Origin of the sequence: Limnoraphis robusta BA-68 BA1, from assembly GCF_034932365.1 — a bacterium.
Lineage (GTDB): Bacteria > Cyanobacteriota > Cyanobacteriia > Cyanobacteriales > Microcoleaceae > Capilliphycus > Capilliphycus robustus.
In genome coordinates this window covers 101602-121528 of the sequence record NZ_JAYGHR010000068.1, presented here as the reverse complement: position 1 = coordinate 121528, position 19927 = coordinate 101602, and the positions used below count along the sequence as shown (strand labels likewise).

The window sequence follows — 19927 nt, the reverse complement described above, 5'->3', positions numbered from 1 at the left end:
TGGGGAGACTCACCCCTCTGGAGTAGGTTAGGAAACTAGCTTGCTGTAAGGGTTGTCAATGAATCAGTAATCCAAAGCCGTGAGGCTTGGAGAATCCCCTTTCTTTAGAAATGGGGAGTATGTCAATTATGATCACCCCAATGTCTACACCAGTGCGATTCATCAGTCGGCGCAGACCCGATGGGGCAACTGTTGCGATCGCTGCCAATCTGAATCGATTTAGCGGAAACTGTTGGGGGTTATAAATGGGAACAGCGTATAAGCGGATCTTACTGAAACTAAGCGGTGAAGCTTTAATGGGAAGCCTCGGCTACGGCATCGATCCGGCTGTCGTTCAAGGCATTGCCCAAGAAGTTGCAGAGGTTGTCGCCAAAGGAATTCAGGTGGCAATTGTCGTCGGTGGTGGTAATATCTTCCGAGGGGTAAAAGCCGCTTCTGCGGGGATGGATCGGGCAACTGCCGATTATGTGGGAATGATTGCTACGGTGATGAATGCTATCACCTTACAAGATGCCCTCGAACAAATTGGAGTCCCGACTCGCGTACAAACGGCGATCGCGATGCAGGAAGTTGCTGAACCCTATATCCGGCGGAAAGCGATTCGTCACCTGGAACTCAACCGCGTGGTGATTTTTGGAGCGGGTTCTGGTAATCCCTTCTTTACCACCGATACCACAGCCGCATTACGAGCCGCCGAAATTGATGCTGAGGTGATTTTCAAAGCAACAAAAGTCGATGGGATCTATGACTGCGATCCCCATCTCAACCCCGATGCTCGACGTTACAAAACCCTCACCTATGGCCATGTGCTGACTCAAGATCTGCGGGTGATGGATAGTACGGCGATCGCCTTGTGCAAAGAAAACAATATTCCCATAATTGTCTTTGATCTGACTGTACAGGGAAATATCGCTCGGGCGGTCAGTGGAGACCCTGTTGGAACATTTGTAGGAGGTTTGTGTGAAGTTAGCTGAAATTGAAAGTTTAATGCAAAAGGCCATTGAATCAACTCAACGGTCATTTAATACTATCCGCACTGGACGCGCCAATACTTCTTTATTGGATCGGGTCATGGTTGAATATTATGGCGTTCCGACTTCCCTAAAGTCCCTCGCCACAATCAACACGCCCGACGCATCCACCATTACCATTCAACCCTTTGATCGCAAGTCGTTGGATATCGTTGAAAAGGCGATCTCTTTGTCCGATGTGGGGCTGACTCCCAGTAACGATGGATCAATTATTCGGTTGAATATTCCGCCTCTGACCAGTGAACGTCGCCAAGAATTTGCCAAGTTAGCGGCTAAATACGCAGAAGAAGGTAAAGTTTCGGTGCGAAGTGTACGTCGGGATGCGGTTGATGCGGTTCGTAAGCAAGAAAAAACTAAAGAAATCTCCGAAGATGAAGCCCGAGATTTACAAGATCAAATTCAAAAGCTGACCGATAAGTACATCGCTAAAGTTGATGAACTGCTTGAGGCAAAGGAAAAAGATATTAAAACCGTTTAAACAGCCTGAAAGGGGCTACATTTTGTGAGACAAAATTTGTCCGGGTGAGACAACTGATTAAACACAGTGTCTCAACCCAGGAACTAAACAGGGCGGCTCACTCGCCTTGTTTAAGCTATTTTAACAAGTGCATAAATCAAGTATATTGAGTAGGAATAGGATGCTGATCATTTATTCCTGAATCTTATATTTTTTAAGTATTCCTCTAGAACTTGCTGCAATTGATAAGAGTAGGAAAATAGACTCAAGTAGAGACTTGTCAAGCGACGGATTAAGCGTGTTAGACTAGAAACGTGCGAGAGCAGTAACAGATTTGCCTGAAGGTAAAAATTGCTCGAAGTCAAGGAATTTGACCTTGTTTAAAGGGTGCGGTTTTAATCCCTAAAAGGCAATAATTTGTAGATGCCAGGGTTGAGAATTTATTTTTGAGCGAACACCATTACACGACAAGCGACAACTGATCATTAACTTATGACAACAATGTTTGACTGCATTATTGTTGGTGCGGGTCCGGCGGGGGGCGCCGCAGCTTATCACCTTGCCAAACGAGGACATTCCGTTTTGGTTGTAGAAAAAGACGCTTGGCCTCGCCAAAAGCCCTGTGGTGGTGGCGTATCCCCTGCGATCGCTAAATGGTTTGACTTTGATTTGACACCCGCGATTTCCACCACCGTAGAGAAAATTCGCTACACCTGGAAGTTAGGTGATCCCGTGGAAACAGAGATTGTTAAGCCGATGTGGATGGTGCGTCGGGATGTCTTTGATCAATATTTGATGCAGCAAGCAGTAGACCAAGGCGCGAAACTGCAAACGCAAACCGAAGTGACTGGGATTAAGTTTAAAGGCGCAAGCTGGCAAGTCAGTACAAACGCCGAACCCCTAGAAGCCAAATATCTAATCGCCGCAGATGGCGCAAAAGGGCCGATGGCTAAATGGTTGGGTTTGAAACAGTCAACTCTTCGTCAGAGTATGGTTGCGGAATTCCCTTCGAGTCCCGGTCAAATTCCCAGCTTTGAATTTGGCATGGTGAAAAATGGCAGTATTTGGGGTTTTCCCAAAGCCGATAGCTACTCGATCAGTATTGCCACCTTCCGAGGCGGTGAATCTAAGGATCTCAACAAGGATTTAATCCAGTATGCCAGTAAATTGGGCATGACGACATACAATTCCATTTCTGAGCATCCGTTGTGTTTGTGGGATGGAGATAAAACCCTGCATACCCAAAACGCCCTCTTAGCCGGAGATGCAGCCAGTTTAGCCGATCCCCTTTCGGCGGAAGGCATTCGTCCCTCGATTTTAAGTGGAGTCAAGGCAGCAGAAGCCATTGATCAAGCTTTAGGCGGCGCGAGTAATGCCCTGGAAAAATATACTCAGGTGATGCAGCAAGAGTGGGGCGCAGATATGGCTTGGGCTGGACGTTTAGCAGGTTTATTTTACCGCTTCCCTGGCATTGCTTACAAAGCAGGTGTGAAAGTCCCCGTTGCCACTCAACTGATCAGTAAGATTCTCTGTGGTGAAATGCGTTATGCAGATGTTGTAGACAAAGCCATGAAGAGTCTATCTCCTTTTTAAAGGAAACTGCTATAACAACTCAATGATCAACTTAAGGGTAGGTAGACACCACAGCCGAGAACGTCTACCTATCCTTTCTGTTTCAGTATCAAAACGAGCAATGGTATTCCCGAAAATCTGTAATAATACTTGATAAGCTCAACAACTGAGTCCGGCTTTCCGAAAAATCCCCTAGCAACCCCTCGATAATAAGCACTTCACTCATCCGAAATATTACTGAGGGGAGGATCTAAAATTGAGGAAAATACTGAGATTAGAATCTCCTCAAAGTTAAAACTGATACCCTCAAATCATCAGGAAACATTATTAAGTTTTTTTAAATTTTTTATTCTAGTTTTCTTAAACTCCTGAGATATTTTAAGAAATATATAATGATAGTAAAGAGAGTTAAAAATTGATAGATACAGTGATTAGGAGCTTGTATGATACCTGCGGAAAATCAACAAGGTAATTCAAAAAAAATTGATGAACAACATTTACTCTACCGGATTACGAAGCGGATTAGTCAATCCTTAGAACTAGAAGAAATTTTAACAGCAACCGTTGCTGAAGTTCGGGCATTTTTGAGAACGGATCGGGTGATGATTTATCAGTTTAGCGCGGATGAGAGCGGTGAAGTGATGGCAGAATCAATTCATAAAAATCGCCTTCCTTCCCTGAAAGGATTGCATTTTCCAGCAGATGATATTCCTTCCTTCGCCCGAGAAATGTATCGCACTCTAGCTCAACGCAGTATTGTCAATATAGCAACAGCAGAGATTGGTTGGAGTCCTGTCAATACCCACGATACAGAAGATTTTTCGGGTTCTGAAGAAATTAACTATCGTTCAGTAGACCCCTGTCATATTGCCTATCTTAGAGCGATGGGGGTTCAATCTTCCCTGGTTATCCCAATTTTGTATCAAAATACCCAGCAATCTGATCGCCAACTCTGGGGATTATTGGTGTCTCATCATGCAGAACCTCGGGAAATTACAGCCTCTCAATTACAGTTGGTTCAGCTCATTGTTGATCAGCTTTCTGTTGCCATTAAACAGTCTACATTACTGACTTATACTCGTCAACAAGCAAGGCGAGAAGCCCTGATTAACCGCGTTTCATTTCTATTACATCAACAACCGACAATTCAACTGCAAGCGGCTTTAGAAGCGACGGTGGAGGCGTTGCAAGGCGTTGGGGGTAGACTTTACATCTGTACGAGTGAAAATCGCACTTCTGAACTCTGGACTTGGGGTGAACAACCCACGATGCCCGAATGGGAATTGAGTCCGATTTTAGAAGAACATCCCCTCTGGCAACAATGGATTAAAACCGAATTTAAAAAACCTCAAGACTTGAAAAAAAACGCATCTAAGGATACAGACATTTGGGCGATTACTGACTTGTATAAAGAATCTCTGTTTCGGGTTTTAACCCCGGCTTTTAAAACCACTTCTATTCGAGGTTTACTGATTGTACCGATTTATTATCGACAACAATTACTTGCCGTTTTAACGGTTTTTAGAAATGAAATTGATACCGAAATTTTGTGGGCGGGGCGTTTTAAATCTAACCTCAAACAAATATTACCCCGGCAATCTTTTGAAGTCTGGCGAGAGTTGAAAAAAGGTCAAGCTCAACCTTGGACAGAAGAAGAAGTTTCTCTAGCTGAAGCTTTAGGAACTCAGTTGGGAATGGCAATTCAACAATATTTGCTCTATACAGAAGTTCAAGAGCTTAATATTAACTTAGAACAACAAGTTGAAGAACGTACCCATCAATTACAAAGAACTCTGGATTTTGCTCAAGCTTTAGAACGAGTAACAGACAAAATTCGGAGTACGTTAGACTTAAGAAACATCATACAAACGATTGTTCGAGAAGTAAGAGGGTTAATTAGAAGCGATCGCGTCTTAATTTACAAGTTGATTAATGATCAAGAAGGAGAAGTGATTGTTGAAGCCATTGGTGAAGAGATCTCTTCTGTTCTCGGTGTTAAAACTCCTAGCGGTTGTTTTCCCTCTAGTTCTAAAAATCGATATCGACAAGGGGAATGTGGAGCGATTCGAGATATTTATGAAGCCAATTTAACATCTTGTTATCAGGAATTTCTAGAAGGTGTTCAGGTGCGAGCAAATTTAGTTGTTCCGATTGGCTCACCGGATCGGCTTTGGGGATTATTGATTGCTCACGAATGTAATAAACCTCGAGATTGGCAAACGGAAGAAATTGATTTGCTCAGTCAGCTTGCGGATCAAATTGCTATTGCCATTACCCAAGCTGAACTCTATGAAAAAGCCTGTAATGCTGCTGAGAATGAAAAAGCAAAAGCCGAACAATTAGCTCACACTTTAGAAGAATTACAAAAGACTCAAACTAAACTGATTCAAACTGAAAAAATGTCAGGATTGGGACGGTTAGTCGCTGGAATTGCTCACGAAATTAATAATCCGGTTAGCTTTATTTACGGCAACTTAGCTTATACGAGCGAATATACTGAAAACTTGCTTTATTTACTCGAACTCTATCAAAAATATTACCCAGAACCTCCTTCTGAAATTCAGGAATATACGGAATCTATAGAATTAGATTTTCTTTGTTCTGACTTGCCTAAAATTGTATCTTCGATGCGAATAGGAGCAGATCGAATTCGTCAGTTAGTTTTGTCCTTGCGGAATTTTTCACGACTCGATGAAGCTCAAGTCAAAGCCGTTGATATACATGAGGGAATTGAAAATACACTAATGATTTTGCAACATCGCTTGAGAGGAAGTGCAAATATTCCCGAAATTCAAGTGATTAAAAGTTATGGAGATTTACCTCCAGTTGAATGCTACGCTAGCTTACTGAATCAAGTTTTTATGAATATTATCAGTAATGCCATTGATGCTTTAGAGTATGATTACAATCAATTGAAAAATAGAGAGGTACAGGCTTCTGTTTATTCTCCAAAAATTTCGATTGAAACTTCTTTCTTAAAAGGGGAAACTAAAGAATTAGATAGCGTTAAAATTTCGATCATTGATAATGGTCTAGGAATTGAAGCAGAACATCTTCCTAAAATATTCGATCCCTTTTTTACCACGAAACCGATTGGTCAAGGAACCGGGTTAGGACTTTCAATTAGCTATCAAATTATTGTCGAAAAACATCGGGGTAGTCTTAACTGTATTTCTCAACCCGGAGAGTCAACGGAGTTTGCAATTTCTCTCCCCATTTACCAATCTTAAAGCATTCTCCCGTGAGTTTCGATATTCACTCAAGGTGGATTTTATCTTATACTAAAAAAGAGGGAATTTAATTAGCCCTATGCTGCCTGAAGTATGTCATCCTTGATGCAACTACAAACTTATGATGCTTAACGCTCATCAATGGGAACAAATACGAGAGTGCTGTAAAAATCAAGCCGCCTTTGAACGACTGCAACAAATTTTAAGTGAGCAGCAACTACCCTGTCAATTGATAAATGATCAATCATCTAACTCTGCTCACTTTCAATGCCAGATTCATCCTACAGAACGCTATAGAGCATTATTTCGGGTGATTAGTCGCATTCGAGAATCCCTTGATCTTAACACTATATTTACCGCAACGGCAATAGAAGTTCGACAATTATTAAATGCAGATCGAGTCGCTGTGTTTCGTTTTGATCCGGATTCGGGTTATGATCAGGGTGAGTTTATCTCTGAAGATATCAATCCAGAGTTTAAATCGGTTTTAACAGCGCAGGTTTATGATCACTGCTTCGGTGAACAGTTTGCACCCCAATACCAACAAGGAAGAATTAATGCTATTGCCGATATTTATACCGCAGGTTTAAGTAATTGTCACATTGAAATCCTCAGTCAATTTCAAGTGCGAGCCAATCTATTTGTGCCGTTACTCAAGGGAGGTAAACTGTGGGGAGGACTGTGTATTCATCAATGTTCCTCACCTCGAAATTGGTCAGAGAATGAGATTGAATTTGTGACTCAAATTGCTCATCATTTTGATGTCGCTCTGCAACAAGTTGAATATATTGAGCAAGTTCAACATCAGGCTCAACAACTGGCTCTTATTGATGAACGTCACAAAGGAGATCAACGACATCAAATATTATTTGAAATGGTTAATCGGATTCGTCAATCTCTGGATATGCAAACCATTTTTGATACAGCAACAGAAGAAGTTAGACAGTTTTTAAACAGTGATCGGGTTGTTGTTTATCGCTTTAATCCAGATTGGTCTGGTTATTTTGTGGCGGAGTCGGTATCATCAGAGTGGGAACTTTTAATAGATAAAATTCCCACAATCGCAGATACTTGTCTGCAAGAAACCAACGGTGGACGCTTTCGCCAAGGAGAACTTTTAGCCATTGAGGATATCTATAAAGCTGGATATTCCGACTGTCAAATAAAACTCTTAGAGCAATTTCACGCCCGAGCCTATATTGTTGTTCCCATTCTCCAAGGCGAAACGTTATGGGGATTACTCGCCGCTTATCAAAATACTGCACCTCGCAGTTGGAAAAACGATGAATTGCAACTCTTAGCTCAGATTGGAATTCAACTCGGAGTCGCCTTACAACAAGCTGAATTATTAGCAGAAACTAAAGCTTTAGCCGAAAATTTAAAACAAACTCAAATCCAATTAGTTCAAACCGAAAAAATGTCAAGCTTGGGTCATCTAGTCGCCGGAATTGCCCACGAAATTAATAATCCCGTTAACTTTATTTATGGAAATCTCGATCCGGCGACTGATTTTACTCAAGATATACTTGATTTAGTTCAACTTTATCAGCAAGAATATCCTCAACCAACTGCTAAAATAGAAGAAAAAATATCAGAAATAGAGTTAGATTATTTGAGCGAAGATTTACCCAAAATTCTCTCTTCGATGCGATTGGGTGCTGAACGAATTCGTCAGCTTGTTTTGTCGTTGCGGAATTTCTCACGTTTGGATGAAGCCGAAGTCAAAGCGGTTGATATTCACGAAGGGATTGATAGTACGCTGTTAATCTTGCATCATCGCTTGAAATCTAAGTCAGAACGCTCAGGAATTGAACTGATTAAAAATTACGGTAAACTTCCCAAAGTTGAATGTTATGCGGCTCAACTCAATCAGGTTTTTATGAATATTTTGAGTAATGCTTTGGATGCTTTAGAATCAGTTTATCATCAATCTGAGGCTTCATTTTTACCTAGAATTACTATTAAAACAGGCGTTATTCAAAAAATAGATTGTACGCCTAAAAACTGGGTGATGATTTCCATCCAAGATAATGCAGGAGGAATTCCACCCGCAGTCAAAGCTAAGATTTTTGATCCGTTTTTCACGACCAAACCTGTGGGGAAAGGAACTGGATTAGGACTATCAATTAGTTATCAAATTGTTGTCGAAAAACATAAAGGAATATTACAATGCGAGTCTCAGCTTGGTCAGGGAACAGAGTTTAAAATTCAAATTCCAGTTAAGCACAGCTAAGATCATCGAAATATTGCGATGAGCAACTGCTGTAGAGACTCGCCTGGGCGTGCCTCTACCTCAATACCGGACTAGGGAGTGACGATAACGGGATTATGAGTATTATGATTAGAATCGGGTCGGGAGAGGTCAGAGTTTCCCTGAGCTATGGAGGCTTTCGCTTCTGCCATATCGCGTCGGGTGGCTTCTCGCAGTTGTTCACGCAGGGCAGGCATCACGGCTAGAGCGCGTGTCCAGTCGGGAATTTGAATGCTGGCGGGGTTGTTGAGGTAGTCTTGACCCGCTTCGGTAATCACCTGTTCAAACAGTTCGACGGTGATTTCTTCTTGATGACGATCATACTCTAAATTGTTAAAACGAGCATCAACAAAATACTGACGAGTGTAGTCTTGGGCTTCTCGGCGAAACTTCACGCGCAAGGTGCGAATTTCATCAATTGTTAACACCACTCGTTCCATTTCAGTTAAGGTTCTGAGAATAGATCGAAGAATATCTCGACACATTTTCCGCAGTCCTTCGTGGGTGGAATTGCCAATCGGTTGATGCTTGTGATCAAATATTCCCAGGTCGATTTGAGCGATGCGTTTTTCGGCTACATTGCGATAAACTTCAGCCAATAAACCGATTTCTAAACCCCAATTTCCGGGAATGCGAATATTAAGAGCTAAATCGTTTGTTAGGGCGCATTCTCCAGAGAGGGGATAGCGATAAGCGCCTAAATAACGTAGATAATTATGATAGCCTAACATATCAGTTAAAGCGGTCAGTAAAGGCATGACAAATAAACGCACCACTCGCCCATGAAAACGAGGCGGTTCACCCCCTAAGCGAGCATAATAAGCTTTGTTAAAGGCGATCCCCAACTCTTTTTCGACCAGGGGAAAGAGTAACTTCAGAGGATAGCTCTTGTTATAGGTGATAATATCAGCATCGTGTAGAGCGATTACTTCTGCTTGCAAAGATGCCACACCGAGTCCTAACCAAACGGCTTGACCTTTGCCTTTAAAGCTGAGTAAATCTAAGCCTTTATCTCGCAATTTTTCTAACAGTTGAGTGACCCGAGGGCCGTTTTCCCAAATCACAAAAGTAGGCTGGTGTAATACACTGAAAAAATCAACGGCTTTGTTGTATTGTTCGGCGGTTTGAGCGCAAAGACAAATCACAACAGTATTCACAAATTTACACTCTTGTAATTGATCTCGAATTAAAGTTAAAGCAGGTCTTTCCAATTCATCATATAAGGCGGGAATTAATACAGCCGTGGGTGAGGTTTCACTCATTTGAGTTAATCGTGCTTCTAGGAGTTCTAGATCACAACCAAAGTCATGTATTGTTGTTATTAATTCTTGTTTGTAGTCCATAATAAATACCTAACTCCTAATACTACACCTTAAACTCTTGTGTCTATTTTACCCTTTTGAGTCAAAGAAAGAGAATCTAAATTTTCAGATGTCAAGAGATTTAAACAAATTTTGTTTGAAGAAAAAAGTGAAGAAGTCATTCAACAAAGGCTAATTTTTGTTGAGGTCATGTTTTCCTGAATTAACAGCAACTCCTTTTCATCCTGGATTTGCTGTCAGTTAGTCATAGTCTTTTTTCTCAATGAGTAATGCTTAATGCCTAATTTTTTATCCGGGAGAGCCAGGATTTAATCATCAAAAATATACGGCTGCTCTTGATGAAATCGGGATAGAGAATGCCTGATAAAAACAGACTAAAAAACAGATTCAATGCGTTCAATTCCCGAATAAACATTAAACCGTAGACCTCGTAAAAAACCAATCAACGTAATATTAAAGGCTTGCGCCATCTCCACCGCTAAACTACTGGGAGCAGACACAGCACAAAGAATTGGAACCCCTGCAACGATACACTTTTGCAAAATTTCAAAGCTAGAGCGTCCACTGACCATCACGATATGATGCGCTAGAGGTAAGTCATCTGTCAAGACCGAAGAACCAATGAGTTTATCTAAAGCATTATGACGACCCACATCTTCACGAAGTTTCAAGAGTTTTCCACTTTCATCAAACAATGCTGCTGCGTGTAAGCCACCTGTCGCCGAAAATAATCCTTGAGCTAATTGTAATTGTTCACTTAAATTATAAATAATTTCTGGCTTAACGTTAAAATCAGAGGAAATTGGCGGAATTTCCCGCAATTTTAAAGACTCAATACTTGCTTTCCCACAAACACCGCAAGCGCTCGTCATAAAAAAATGCCGTTCGAGTCGTTTAAAATCAAAAGTTAATCCCCGTTTGAGAGCCACATTAATAATATTTTGTCGTTGTTCGCCATCAACATCAGGATCAACACAATAACTCATTTTAGCAATATCTTCTCGGCTGGTAATCACCCCTTCACTGTACAAAAAACCCGCCACTAAATCAAAATCGGCTCCCGGTGTTCGCATGGTAACGGCTAGGGTTTGTGCAGGAGAAACCAAACGTATTTCTAAAGGTTCTTCGGTGGTAATGTCATCTGAACGAGAACGAATTTTATTTCCTTCTATTGTCCAGATTTTAGACTTGGTTTTGCTTTTTGCAGCGCTCATAGGTTGATTTTTTAGTTAATTTAATTGAAGTCTCATCTCATGTCCGACTAATCAATTCTTGCAAAGTTGCTCCTTGATGGAAACCACCAAGACCGCACTTTGCGCTAATCCGCTTCGTAGGGGCGGGTTCATTCAAGATCTTTACTACTACTCCGAGATTGAGGTAAACCCGCCCCACCCCATCACAGAATTATTAATCAACCGGACATGATATCAATAAGTTCGTTGTTGCGATGCACGCGCATTAATTTGAGGGCTAAAGTCCAACAACTTTTGTTCGTTGTTGCGCTACTCTACAGCGCACCGTTTTAGGGCTAGAGCAACAACAACTAGCACAAAACTAGCACAAAACTAGCCCAACTACAAACGTTATGAATCAACCAATTTTTTCCAAACAAACTAATGCGTTATAGTCGGGAACCCCTTCTGATGAACGCTTATTTTTATCCAATAAAACATTACCCTCTGGCCAATGAACTTGAAGATTTCGAGGTTTCATCGGGGCTGTATAAACTCGTCCTTTATATTCACCCCAGTCATTTTTTAAGAGAACTTTATCGCCATCTTTTAAATTCAACTTTTCCGCATCAACGGGATTAATTAACACCGCTTCTCGCAACGCTCCGGTAATGGCATCTTTACGTTCTTGAACCATACTATTAAACTGTTTTCCCCGACGAGTTGCCACGAAGAAATAACCCGCAGGTAATTCATCAAAACTCGGGGATAAAACCGAGAAATGGGCTTTTCCATCGGGCGTTGGAAACTTCCAGCCAAAACAGAGATGAGATCCGCCATATTGAAACTGATCGCCCTGTTCTTTTAGATGTTGAATTCCGGCATATTGCGGGATAACTTTTGCAATTTCTTGACGCATTTCTGCGGTATTTTCAAACTGTAATTTATCCGCTAATTCGGGATGAACTCGCCGTGCTAATTCCATCAACACTTCCCACTCTGGACGGGCTTCGGCGACTCTGGCACCGGGAATTTCTGGGCTAAAGATTACCCGTCTTTCGGTGCTAGTTTCTGTTACTCCTCCGGGAACTTCATAACGAGTCGTTGCAGGTAATATTATCACTGTTTCCGTCGGTTCTAACAACATTTGATTAGAACAAACAATATCCATGTGAACCCGCAAGGGAATGTTTTTTAAAGCGGTTTCTACATAATCTGGATCGGGCATTACTTCCAGAAAATTACCGCCAATGGAGAACAACACATCGAGTTGATTTTCGGCTGCTGCTGTAATCATTTCTGAGGTAATTAAACCCGTTTTGGGAGAAACGTTAAATCCCCAATATTCGTTCATTAATTGGGCATTTTCTTCGTTAATTTTTCGCCCTCCAGGAAATACAGTAGAATAGCATCCCATTTCCGCCCCGCCCTGCACGCCAGAATGTCCGCGAATAGGCATTAAACCGCACCCTTCACGCCCGACAAAACCCTTCATTAAAGCGAGATTAATAATCGCTCTAACGTTATCTTCGCCGCATTCATGTTGAGTAATTCCCATACTCCAAACAAACACCGCTTTTTCTGCTTTTCCCACCATCTCAGCAAAAGCATACATTTCCTCACGAGTCGCCCCAGAAATTTGTTCTAAATCTTCCCAGGTTTGGCGGTCTAATTCGGCTTGGAGTTGTTCAAAATTTGTGGTATAATTATTGATAAAATTGCAGTCAATCCAGTTGTTAGCAATCAGGTGTTTAATCACGCCGTTGATAAAGGCTTGATCGCCATTGAGATTGACTAAAAAGAAATCTTCGGCGAATTTTGTCCCGAATATTGCACTTTCAGGAATTGAAGGCACCCAGTAGCGTTCCATTCCCGGTTCTCGATAGGTATTCACGCAAACAATGCGAGTCCCCGCTTTTTTTGCCCAGTGTAAATATTTAACCGTAACGGGTTGATTGTTGGCAACATTTGAACCAAAAAACACTAATAAATCCGTTCCAATCCAATCTTTATAAGAACAAGTTGTTGCAGCCGCCCCAATCGTTGTTTTTAACGCTCCGGTACTGGGAGAGTGACAAATTCTCGCCGCATTATCAACATTATTACTCCCCATTGAACGGACGGCTTTTTGAACGCCATAATAGGTTTCGTTCACCGTTCCCCGACTGGTTACATAGAACCCCAAACGTTCGGGAGTAGAGGCTTTAATGCGTTGGGAAATGCAGTATAAAGCTTCATCCCAACTGATGCGTCGAAATCCTTTATCGCCTTTATCCCGTCTCATCGGATAGGGAACTCGTCCCATTTCTCGCAATTCTGAACTTCTTTTTTGTTGTAATAAACTGACATCTGCTAATAGTTTGGGATCGAATTCAGACATGGTATTGAGTCGCAAAAGTCGCATCCGCACATTACACAAATGAAAGCCATCTAACGTCCAGTCTTTCATTCCCGTTGTTCCCAAAGAACAGCCATCACAAACGCCATGATTAAGAATATCCCAAGCATAGGATAGGCGATCGCGATTTTCCCAAACCGCCCTCACGCCTTCCCAATAGTTATTCGGATATTGTTCACCAATTCCAAAGGGCTTCCAACTCGCCCACAGGGAGGGATTCCAAATTTTATTCGGTTTGTGTAACATGGGTCGATTTTCTATGATGTCTTTTATTAGTTTATTATAAAAAAAGACTTTTGGCGCAGTTTGTTCAAGAAATAACACTTTTGATTCGTTTATTTGCTAAGTTCTATAATTACTAATTAACCGTTTGTGTTTTTGTTTGGGGGTTTGATCCCCCCTAGCCCCCCTTAAAAAGGGCAGGGCTGTTTCATTCTCGGTTCAAAAATGCGATCGCCAAATCTTAAAAGCCTTTCTCTGTAAAGAAAAGGAGAATTATTTCCAAAGTTTTGATATTTTCTGTTTAAATAGAGCCTAAAACTTTCTCCCCATCAAAGGTTTAGCGATCGCAAAATTTTAGAATGAAACGGCCCTGCCTTAAAAAGGGGGGTGATTTTTTGAGGTTACTGTTTGTTATTGCGAAAATAGTTGTAATTTTTAAGAGAGAACAATTGACATCATTATAGATCCCCCCTGCCTTAAAAAGGGGGGTGATTGATTGAAGTTACTGTTTCTATTCTTGCGAAAATAGTTGTAATTTTTAAGATAGAACAATTGACATCATTATAGATCCCCCCTGCCCCCCTTAAAAAGGGGGGTGATTTTTTGAAGTTATTTATTATTGCGAAAATAGTTGTAATTTTTAAGAGAGAACAATTTCAGGGAATTGTCTCCCCCTTTTTTTCCATTCCGCCCTTCTTAAGGGGGGCTAGGGGGGATGAAAACCATTCCTAATACAATTCCCTTTTTTTTCATTCCCCCCTTTTTAAGGGCAGGGCTGTTTCATTCTAATTTTTGGCGATCGCTAAACCTTTGATGGGGGGCAAGTTTTAGGCTCTATTTAAACAGAAAATCTCAAAACTGTTGAAATAATCCTCCTTTTCTTTACAGAGAAAGGCTTTTAAGATTTGGCGATCGCATTTTTGAACCGAGAATGAAACGGCCCTGCCTTTTTAAGGGGGGCAGGGGGGATCTATAATGATGATCAATTGTTGTATTTTACAGGTTACAATTTCCTACGCGAGAAAATAATCGACCAAACCGATCAGCGTAAAATCTTCCCTCCCATAAACATTCCCGTAGGGGGAAATGTCCCTGGGGAACAAAAGAAATATTGCTCAGATTATTATAAGATAACCACTGTTTATTTTGTCTCCATCCTACTTTGTCGCCAAAATCTTCAAAGGCTTTTCTGTGGTATTGTCCTAACTTGTTTCCCGTATTCAAATAAATCTGTTTCTGAACAGTCAAGCCAAAACGTCCATCACTATATTTAATCCAAAGGTTGTTAATAATACCAAGGTCTTCGCAGGGTAATTTTTCAATCTCTGCAAAGTGCAAGAAGTTGCGATTTATTCCAGCAGCCTCCCGCAGTCGTTTAGCCGTTTCTTCGTCCGCATATTCCCACTGTTTTTGACTCAACAAATATTCGAGTAAAGTATAATCTACTCCTCTGGCTGAAACTACTTTTATTAACTGTGTTGGGGGCGGTGGCGGTGGCGCTGCAATTACTTTTGTTAACGATGTTGGGGGTGGTGGAGGTGGAGGTATGCGAACGGTTTTAGAAGGTGCAGCTTGAGATGAAATTGCATTCACAATTTCCCCAACAGACTGATAGCGTTTTTTCATCGCCTGCTGTAACATCTTATCTAACACTTCGCCCAATTTTTGATTAATAGGATTGGTTAAATAATCTCGCCAAACCCATTCTCCCTCGCTCACATCGTACAATTGAAAGGGTTCAACTTGGGTTAACAGATGAATACAAGTCACCCCCAAACTGTAAATATCACTGCTAAAATTGGCTTTTCCTAAAGCTTGTTCTGGTGCCGCATATCCAGCAGAACCGATGGTTGTTCCGGTGACGGCTAAGGCGGTACGAGTCGCCAATTTCGCCGCTCCGAAATCGACTAAAAACAGTTGGTGATCTGAAGCTCGATAAATCAGGTTTTCCGGCTTTATATCCCGATGAATCACTTGATTTTGGTGAACAAAATATAAGACAGGAAGTAATTTTTTCAGCAGTTGTAAAATTTGAGTCTCGTTAAAGGTTCCCGACTCGTCTAACTCTTGTTGCAGGTTTTTTCCTTGAATATATTCTTGAACTAAATACTGACGGTTATCTTGGGTAAAATAGGCGTAAAGTTCGGGAATTTGCGGATGTTTTCCCAACTCATCCAAACGAACTGCTTCCTGTTCAAAAAGTTGTTTGGCTTTCTCTACGGTTTCTGTTCCCTGCGCTTGCGGAAAAAACTGTTTGATCACACAAAAGGGTTTTGAGGGTTTGAACTCGTCTATCGCTTTGAAGGTGCGACCAAACCCGCCTTGACCGATAATTTCTACTGATCGATAACGTTCGGCTAATAGTAATTTTACACCACAACGCTGACAAAATAGAGTGTTTGGCTGGTTATTCAACAAACAGTCAGGATTCAAACATTGGCTCATCCCAGGCGACTCCAAGCAGTTCCATTTTCCTATTTTAGATCGGTTTTGGCTTGGAATTTTAACAAATTTTTTTGGTGTTTCAGAGTTGAATAATTTATGCTAATTTGTCAACCTCAGCTACAAGCGATCAAGTTTTTGGTGGCGACGGGTTAGATTTAGTTTTTGGGAATCAGTCTGAGGATACTCTCGATGGGGGTAATGATAATGATAGTCTATTTGGCGGTCAGGGAAATGATAGTCTAGCTGGAAATTTGGGTGATGATTGGTTGTTTGGAGATGGCGGGAATGATACTTTGTTTGGGGGAAATGGTAATGATAAATTTGTCTTCAAGCCCGGAGAGGGAACAGATATTATTATTAATTACAGTGCAGGTGATATAGCAGAAATCAGGAGACAGGAGACAGGAGACAGAATTGAAACCTTTATCATAAAAGGATTTGACAGAAAAACAGTGTCCTAATCAACTCTTTCTCTGCTATAGTATTGTTTTTGATGCTAGCGATGGAATTACTGCGGGTAGTGTAACGCTTGTGGATGGAACGGGTGCTAATAATGGTAGTTTGTTAATTAATTTGATTTCAACGGGTGAAACGCTGGCGATATTACAAACGACTTCGGTTGCAGAATTTAATAGTATTGGTTTAATTGAAGTTCTAGAAATCTAATTTATCTTAAAAACCTCTGCAAGAAACCGGGTTTTTGGAACTAATCTCTGTCTGAAAACCTGGTTTCTCAAAGATTAAAAACCCCTCCAAGAAACCGGGTTTTTGGAACTAATATTATGTCCGGTTGATTAATTCTGTTATGGGGTGGGGCGGGTTTATCTCAATCTCGGAGTAGTGCTAAAGATATTGTAGAACCCGCCCCTACAGAATCATTATTGATTAGTCGGACATGATATAATCTCTGTCTGAAAACCCGATGCGCGAGAAAGTTACCGGGTTTTTAGGGTGTATTTTTGGTGAGTAATTCTGCGAGTTCACAAAATCCATTTACTTCTTCAGTTGTGGTTACATAAGCGGGTTTATAATTGAGATATTCGGTATAGTGTAAAATATTGGCAACACCGACGGAATGCGGGAATTTGTCCGGGTTAAATAGGCTTTCATCGTTGGGACTATCCCCAACAGTTAAAATATTTTCGGTTGAGAGTTTCGGGAAATATTGTGATAAAACTTTCAGTAATCCAGTGGCTTTATCTTGGCTTTTGAGTTTAATATGACATTGAACGGTACTATAGGTAAAACCCCAGTCTTTTTCGTGACAAATCTCAGCTAAAATTTGCAGTTGAGATGAACTTAATCCTTCAACATCAAACGTCCAGTCGGTGAGGCGAAAGCGGTTATCTGTTGATTCTTTGAGATGGGGAAATTGGGATTTTAAACTGTTAAAAACTTCGGCTAATTGTTGGCGATGTTGACTAATTTCAGAAAGAGAAACCAACAATTCAGGAGAATCATTTTTACTCGAATAAAACAGTCCGCCATTTTCTGCGATCGCCCCGGAAACCGGAAGATAATTGTTTAACGCTTGTACCCATCCTGCTGATCGACCTGTAATTAAGATTAGCTCAATTCCGGCTTGAGTTAATGTTTCGATAGCCGAGATTAATTTTGGGGTAAATTTTCCTTGTTGGGTGAGGGTTCCATCGACATCACTAGCGATCAGACGGATTTTTTGAGCCTGTGTTTTGCCGATCGCCGTTTGAAAGGGTTCGAGAGTCATACCGTTAAGCGATAATATGCAGATGATCAGTCCTCGGTCAATTCTCCAGCTTCCCAAGGACTAATCACTCAATTGATGTGATGTGGGTCTATTCCACCATTCCGCCTGCGGCTTGAAAACGCGCTCTAGCTCGTTTCAGCGCATTTTTAGCTTTGATTTTGTCTTGGTCGCTACCAGTGGTTTCTACTTTTTCCAAGTTCGCTTTTGCTTCAGTATAAGCAGTCTGAGCTAGACTTTTATCAATGGATTGACCCCGTTCGGCTCCATTGACTAAAATAGTGACTTCATTTTCTTCAACTTCAGCAAATCCTCCGAGCAGGGCAATCGGAACCCATTCCGACTTAGAACGAACTCGCATCACTCCAATATCGAGAGCGGTCATCATAGGTGCGTGTCCAGTGAGGACACCGAGTTGACCTGTTGTGCTAGGAAGAATCACTTCATCAGCTTTATCGTCCCAAACGGTTTTATCTGGGGCAATTACACGCACGTTAAGTGTCATTTGTCAAGTCTAAATAGATAGGGGTTCGTTATGTTTCGGCAAGAAGAGACAGAGCAAGAAGAAACAGGAAATCAAGCGGTCATAATTCCATGCCGATTTCCGATTCCCATTTGCCCTTAACTCTTCTAGGATTTCATTTTGTCTGCTTTGGCCATCACTTGATCGATACCGCCAACCATGTAGAAAGCTTGTTCGGGCAAGTTATCCAGTTCGCCAGCGAGAATCATTTGGAAACCCTTGAGCGTATCTTTTAACTGTACGTATTGACCGGGAGAACCTGTGAACACCTCAGCCACAAAGAACGGTTGAGACAGGAACCGCTCAATTTTACGAGCGCGGGCAACAACCAGACGGTCTTCTTCTGACAATTCATCTAAACCCAGAATTGCGATAATATCTTGCAATTCTTTGTAGCGTTGCAGAGTTGCCTGTACAGCCCGTGCAGTTTGATAATGCTCCTCACCCACAATACTCGGTTGTAGCATTGTAGAAGTTGAGTCTAACGGATCAACCGCCGGATAAATCCCTTTAGAGGCTAATCCCCGAGACAGTACAGTGGTTGCATCCAAGTGAGCAAAGGTGGTTGCCGGAGCGGGGTCAGTCAAGTCATCTGCGGGAACGTAGACAGCCTGAACAGAAGTAATCGAACCTTCCTTCGTCGAGGTAATCCGCTCTTGCAGTTCACCCACGTCAGTCCCCAAAGTCGGCTGATAGCCCACAGCAGAAGGCATCCGACCCAGTAGAGCGGATACTTCAGAACCTGCTTGCACGAAGCGGAAGATATTATCGATAAACAGCAGCACGTCTTGTTTGCTGACATCACGGAAGTATTCAGCCATAGCCAGAGCAGACAGACCGACTCGCATTCTGGCTCCGGGCGGCTCGTTCATTTGACCGTAAACTAGGGCAATTTTGGATTTGCTGCGGTCTTCTTCGTTAATAACCCCTGATTCGATCATTTCTTGATAGAGGTCATTCCCTTCGCGGGTGCGTTCGCCCACGCCACCAAACACGGATACGCCACCGTGAGCCTTAGCGATGTTGTTGACCAATTCCATCATAATGACGGTTTTGCCAACGCCTGCGCCGCCGAATAAGCCAATTTTGCCGCCGCGACGGTAGGGTGCGAGGAGATCTAGCACTTTAATGCCAGTTTCAAAGACGGCTGGTTTGGTTTCCAGTTCAGTGAAAGCGGGTGCAGAGCGGTGAATCGAGGAGGTTGTATCCGCATTAACCGGGCCAAGGTTATCAACAGGTTGACCCAACACGTTAAAAATACGACCCAATGTTGCCGTACCGACAGGAACGCTAATCGGAGCGCCTGTATCTACAACTTCCATTCCCCGGACTAATCCATCGGTGGTACTCATCGCAACAGTACGGACTTGGTTATCACCAAGGAGCTGCTGGACTTCACAGGTAACAGAAACGTCCTGGCCGGCTTCGTTGCGACCTGTAATTGTAAGAGCATTGTAGATTTCGGGCATTTCACCCGCCGGAAATTTCGCGTCTACAACGGGACCGATAATTTGGGTAATGTAACCTACGTTTGTTTTTTGTTCGGTGGAGACCATGATCAGCGCCTATTTCCTCAAGTAG

General features: G+C 41.9%; 14 protein-coding genes. 7 read left to right on the top strand and 7 right to left on the bottom strand.

The features are described from left to right. The first annotated feature begins 245 nt into the window (after positions 1-245). From pyrH to VB836_RS18765, 5 genes are all read left to right on the top strand, one after another. Positions 246-974: a UMP kinase gene (gene pyrH, locus VB836_RS18785; RefSeq protein WP_046281446.1), complete on the top strand. Its 729-nt coding sequence runs from the start codon at positions 246-248 to the stop codon at positions 972-974. After that, positions 961-1509 (top strand): ribosome recycling factor, encoded by a 549-nt coding sequence (gene frr / locus VB836_RS18780; protein WP_323221495.1) that lies wholly within the window; start codon positions 961-963, stop codon positions 1507-1509. The genes pyrH and frr overlap by 14 nt, the downstream gene beginning before the upstream one ends. 480 nt (positions 1510-1989) lie before the next feature. After that, positions 1990-3081 (top strand): geranylgeranyl reductase family protein, encoded by a 1092-nt coding sequence (locus tag VB836_RS18775; protein ID WP_323221502.1) that lies wholly within the window; start codon positions 1990-1992, stop codon positions 3079-3081. 422 nt (positions 3082-3503) lie between these two features. Beyond that, complete coding sequence (locus tag VB836_RS18770; protein ID WP_323221493.1) at positions 3504-6290, top strand: GAF domain-containing sensor histidine kinase; 2787 nt, start codon at positions 3504-3506, stop codon at positions 6288-6290. Between the two features lie 121 nt (positions 6291-6411). Beyond that, positions 6412-8523, top strand: a complete 2112-nt coding sequence (locus VB836_RS18765) for a GAF domain-containing sensor histidine kinase (protein ID WP_323221491.1) — start codon at positions 6412-6414, stop codon at positions 8521-8523. A gap of 71 nt (positions 8524-8594) precedes the next feature. On the opposite strand, the gene VB836_RS18760 is transcribed toward VB836_RS18765, so the two are convergent. From VB836_RS18760 to VB836_RS18745, 4 genes are all read right to left on the bottom strand, one after another. After that, the gene (locus VB836_RS18760; protein WP_046278390.1) at positions 8595-9884 is read right to left on the bottom strand and encodes a glycosyltransferase family protein; all 1290 of its coding nucleotides are present in this window, start codon (positions 9882-9884) and stop codon (positions 8595-8597) included. A gap of 353 nt (positions 9885-10237) precedes the next feature. Next, positions 10238-11077: a formate dehydrogenase accessory sulfurtransferase FdhD gene (fdhD, locus tag VB836_RS18755; RefSeq protein ID WP_323221489.1), complete on the bottom strand. Its 840-nt coding sequence runs from the start codon at positions 11075-11077 to the stop codon at positions 10238-10240. Between the two features lie 376 nt (positions 11078-11453). Beyond that, entirely contained in the window at positions 11454-13679 is a 2226-nt protein-coding gene (locus tag VB836_RS18750; RefSeq protein WP_323221487.1) for an FdhF/YdeP family oxidoreductase, read from the bottom strand. Positions 13680-14651: 972 nt separating this feature from the next. Beyond that, a complete protein-coding gene (locus tag VB836_RS18745; RefSeq protein ID WP_323221485.1) occupies positions 14652-16100 on the bottom strand; it encodes a serine/threonine-protein kinase in 1449 nt (482 codons plus the stop codon). Between the two features lie 104 nt (positions 16101-16204). Between VB836_RS18745 and VB836_RS18740 the strand changes: the two genes are divergently transcribed. Together VB836_RS18740 and VB836_RS18735 are read left to right on the top strand one after the other, a co-directional pair. Continuing rightward, entirely contained in the window at positions 16205-16561 is a 357-nt protein-coding gene (locus tag VB836_RS18740) for a calcium-binding protein (protein ID WP_053221561.1), read from the top strand. After that, positions 16539-16766 (top strand): hypothetical protein, encoded by a 228-nt coding sequence (locus VB836_RS18735; RefSeq protein WP_046282143.1) that lies wholly within the window; start codon positions 16539-16541, stop codon positions 16764-16766. The genes VB836_RS18740 and VB836_RS18735 overlap by 23 nt, the downstream gene beginning before the upstream one ends. Positions 16767-17046: 280 nt before the next feature. Here VB836_RS18735 and VB836_RS18730 read toward each other — a convergent pair whose 3' ends face one another. The 3 genes from VB836_RS18730 to atpD all read right to left on the bottom strand — a co-directional run bounded on the left by VB836_RS18730 (position 17047) and on the right by atpD (position 19902). Then, on the bottom strand, positions 17047-17826 hold the full coding sequence (locus VB836_RS18730) for an HAD-IIB family hydrolase (RefSeq protein WP_046280419.1): 780 nt from the start codon (positions 17824-17826) through the stop codon (positions 17047-17049). 88 nt (positions 17827-17914) lie between these two features. After that, positions 17915-18328 carry an ATP synthase F1 subunit epsilon gene (gene atpC, locus VB836_RS18725; RefSeq protein ID WP_046280420.1) on the bottom strand — a complete coding sequence of 138 codons (414 nt, stop codon included), beginning with the start codon at positions 18326-18328 and terminating at the stop codon, positions 17915-17917. Between the two features lie 125 nt (positions 18329-18453). Beyond that, the gene (gene atpD, locus VB836_RS18720) at positions 18454-19902 is read right to left on the bottom strand and encodes a F0F1 ATP synthase subunit beta (protein WP_323221482.1); all 1449 of its coding nucleotides are present in this window, start codon (positions 19900-19902) and stop codon (positions 18454-18456) included. Positions 19903-19927: the final 25 nt, after the last annotated feature.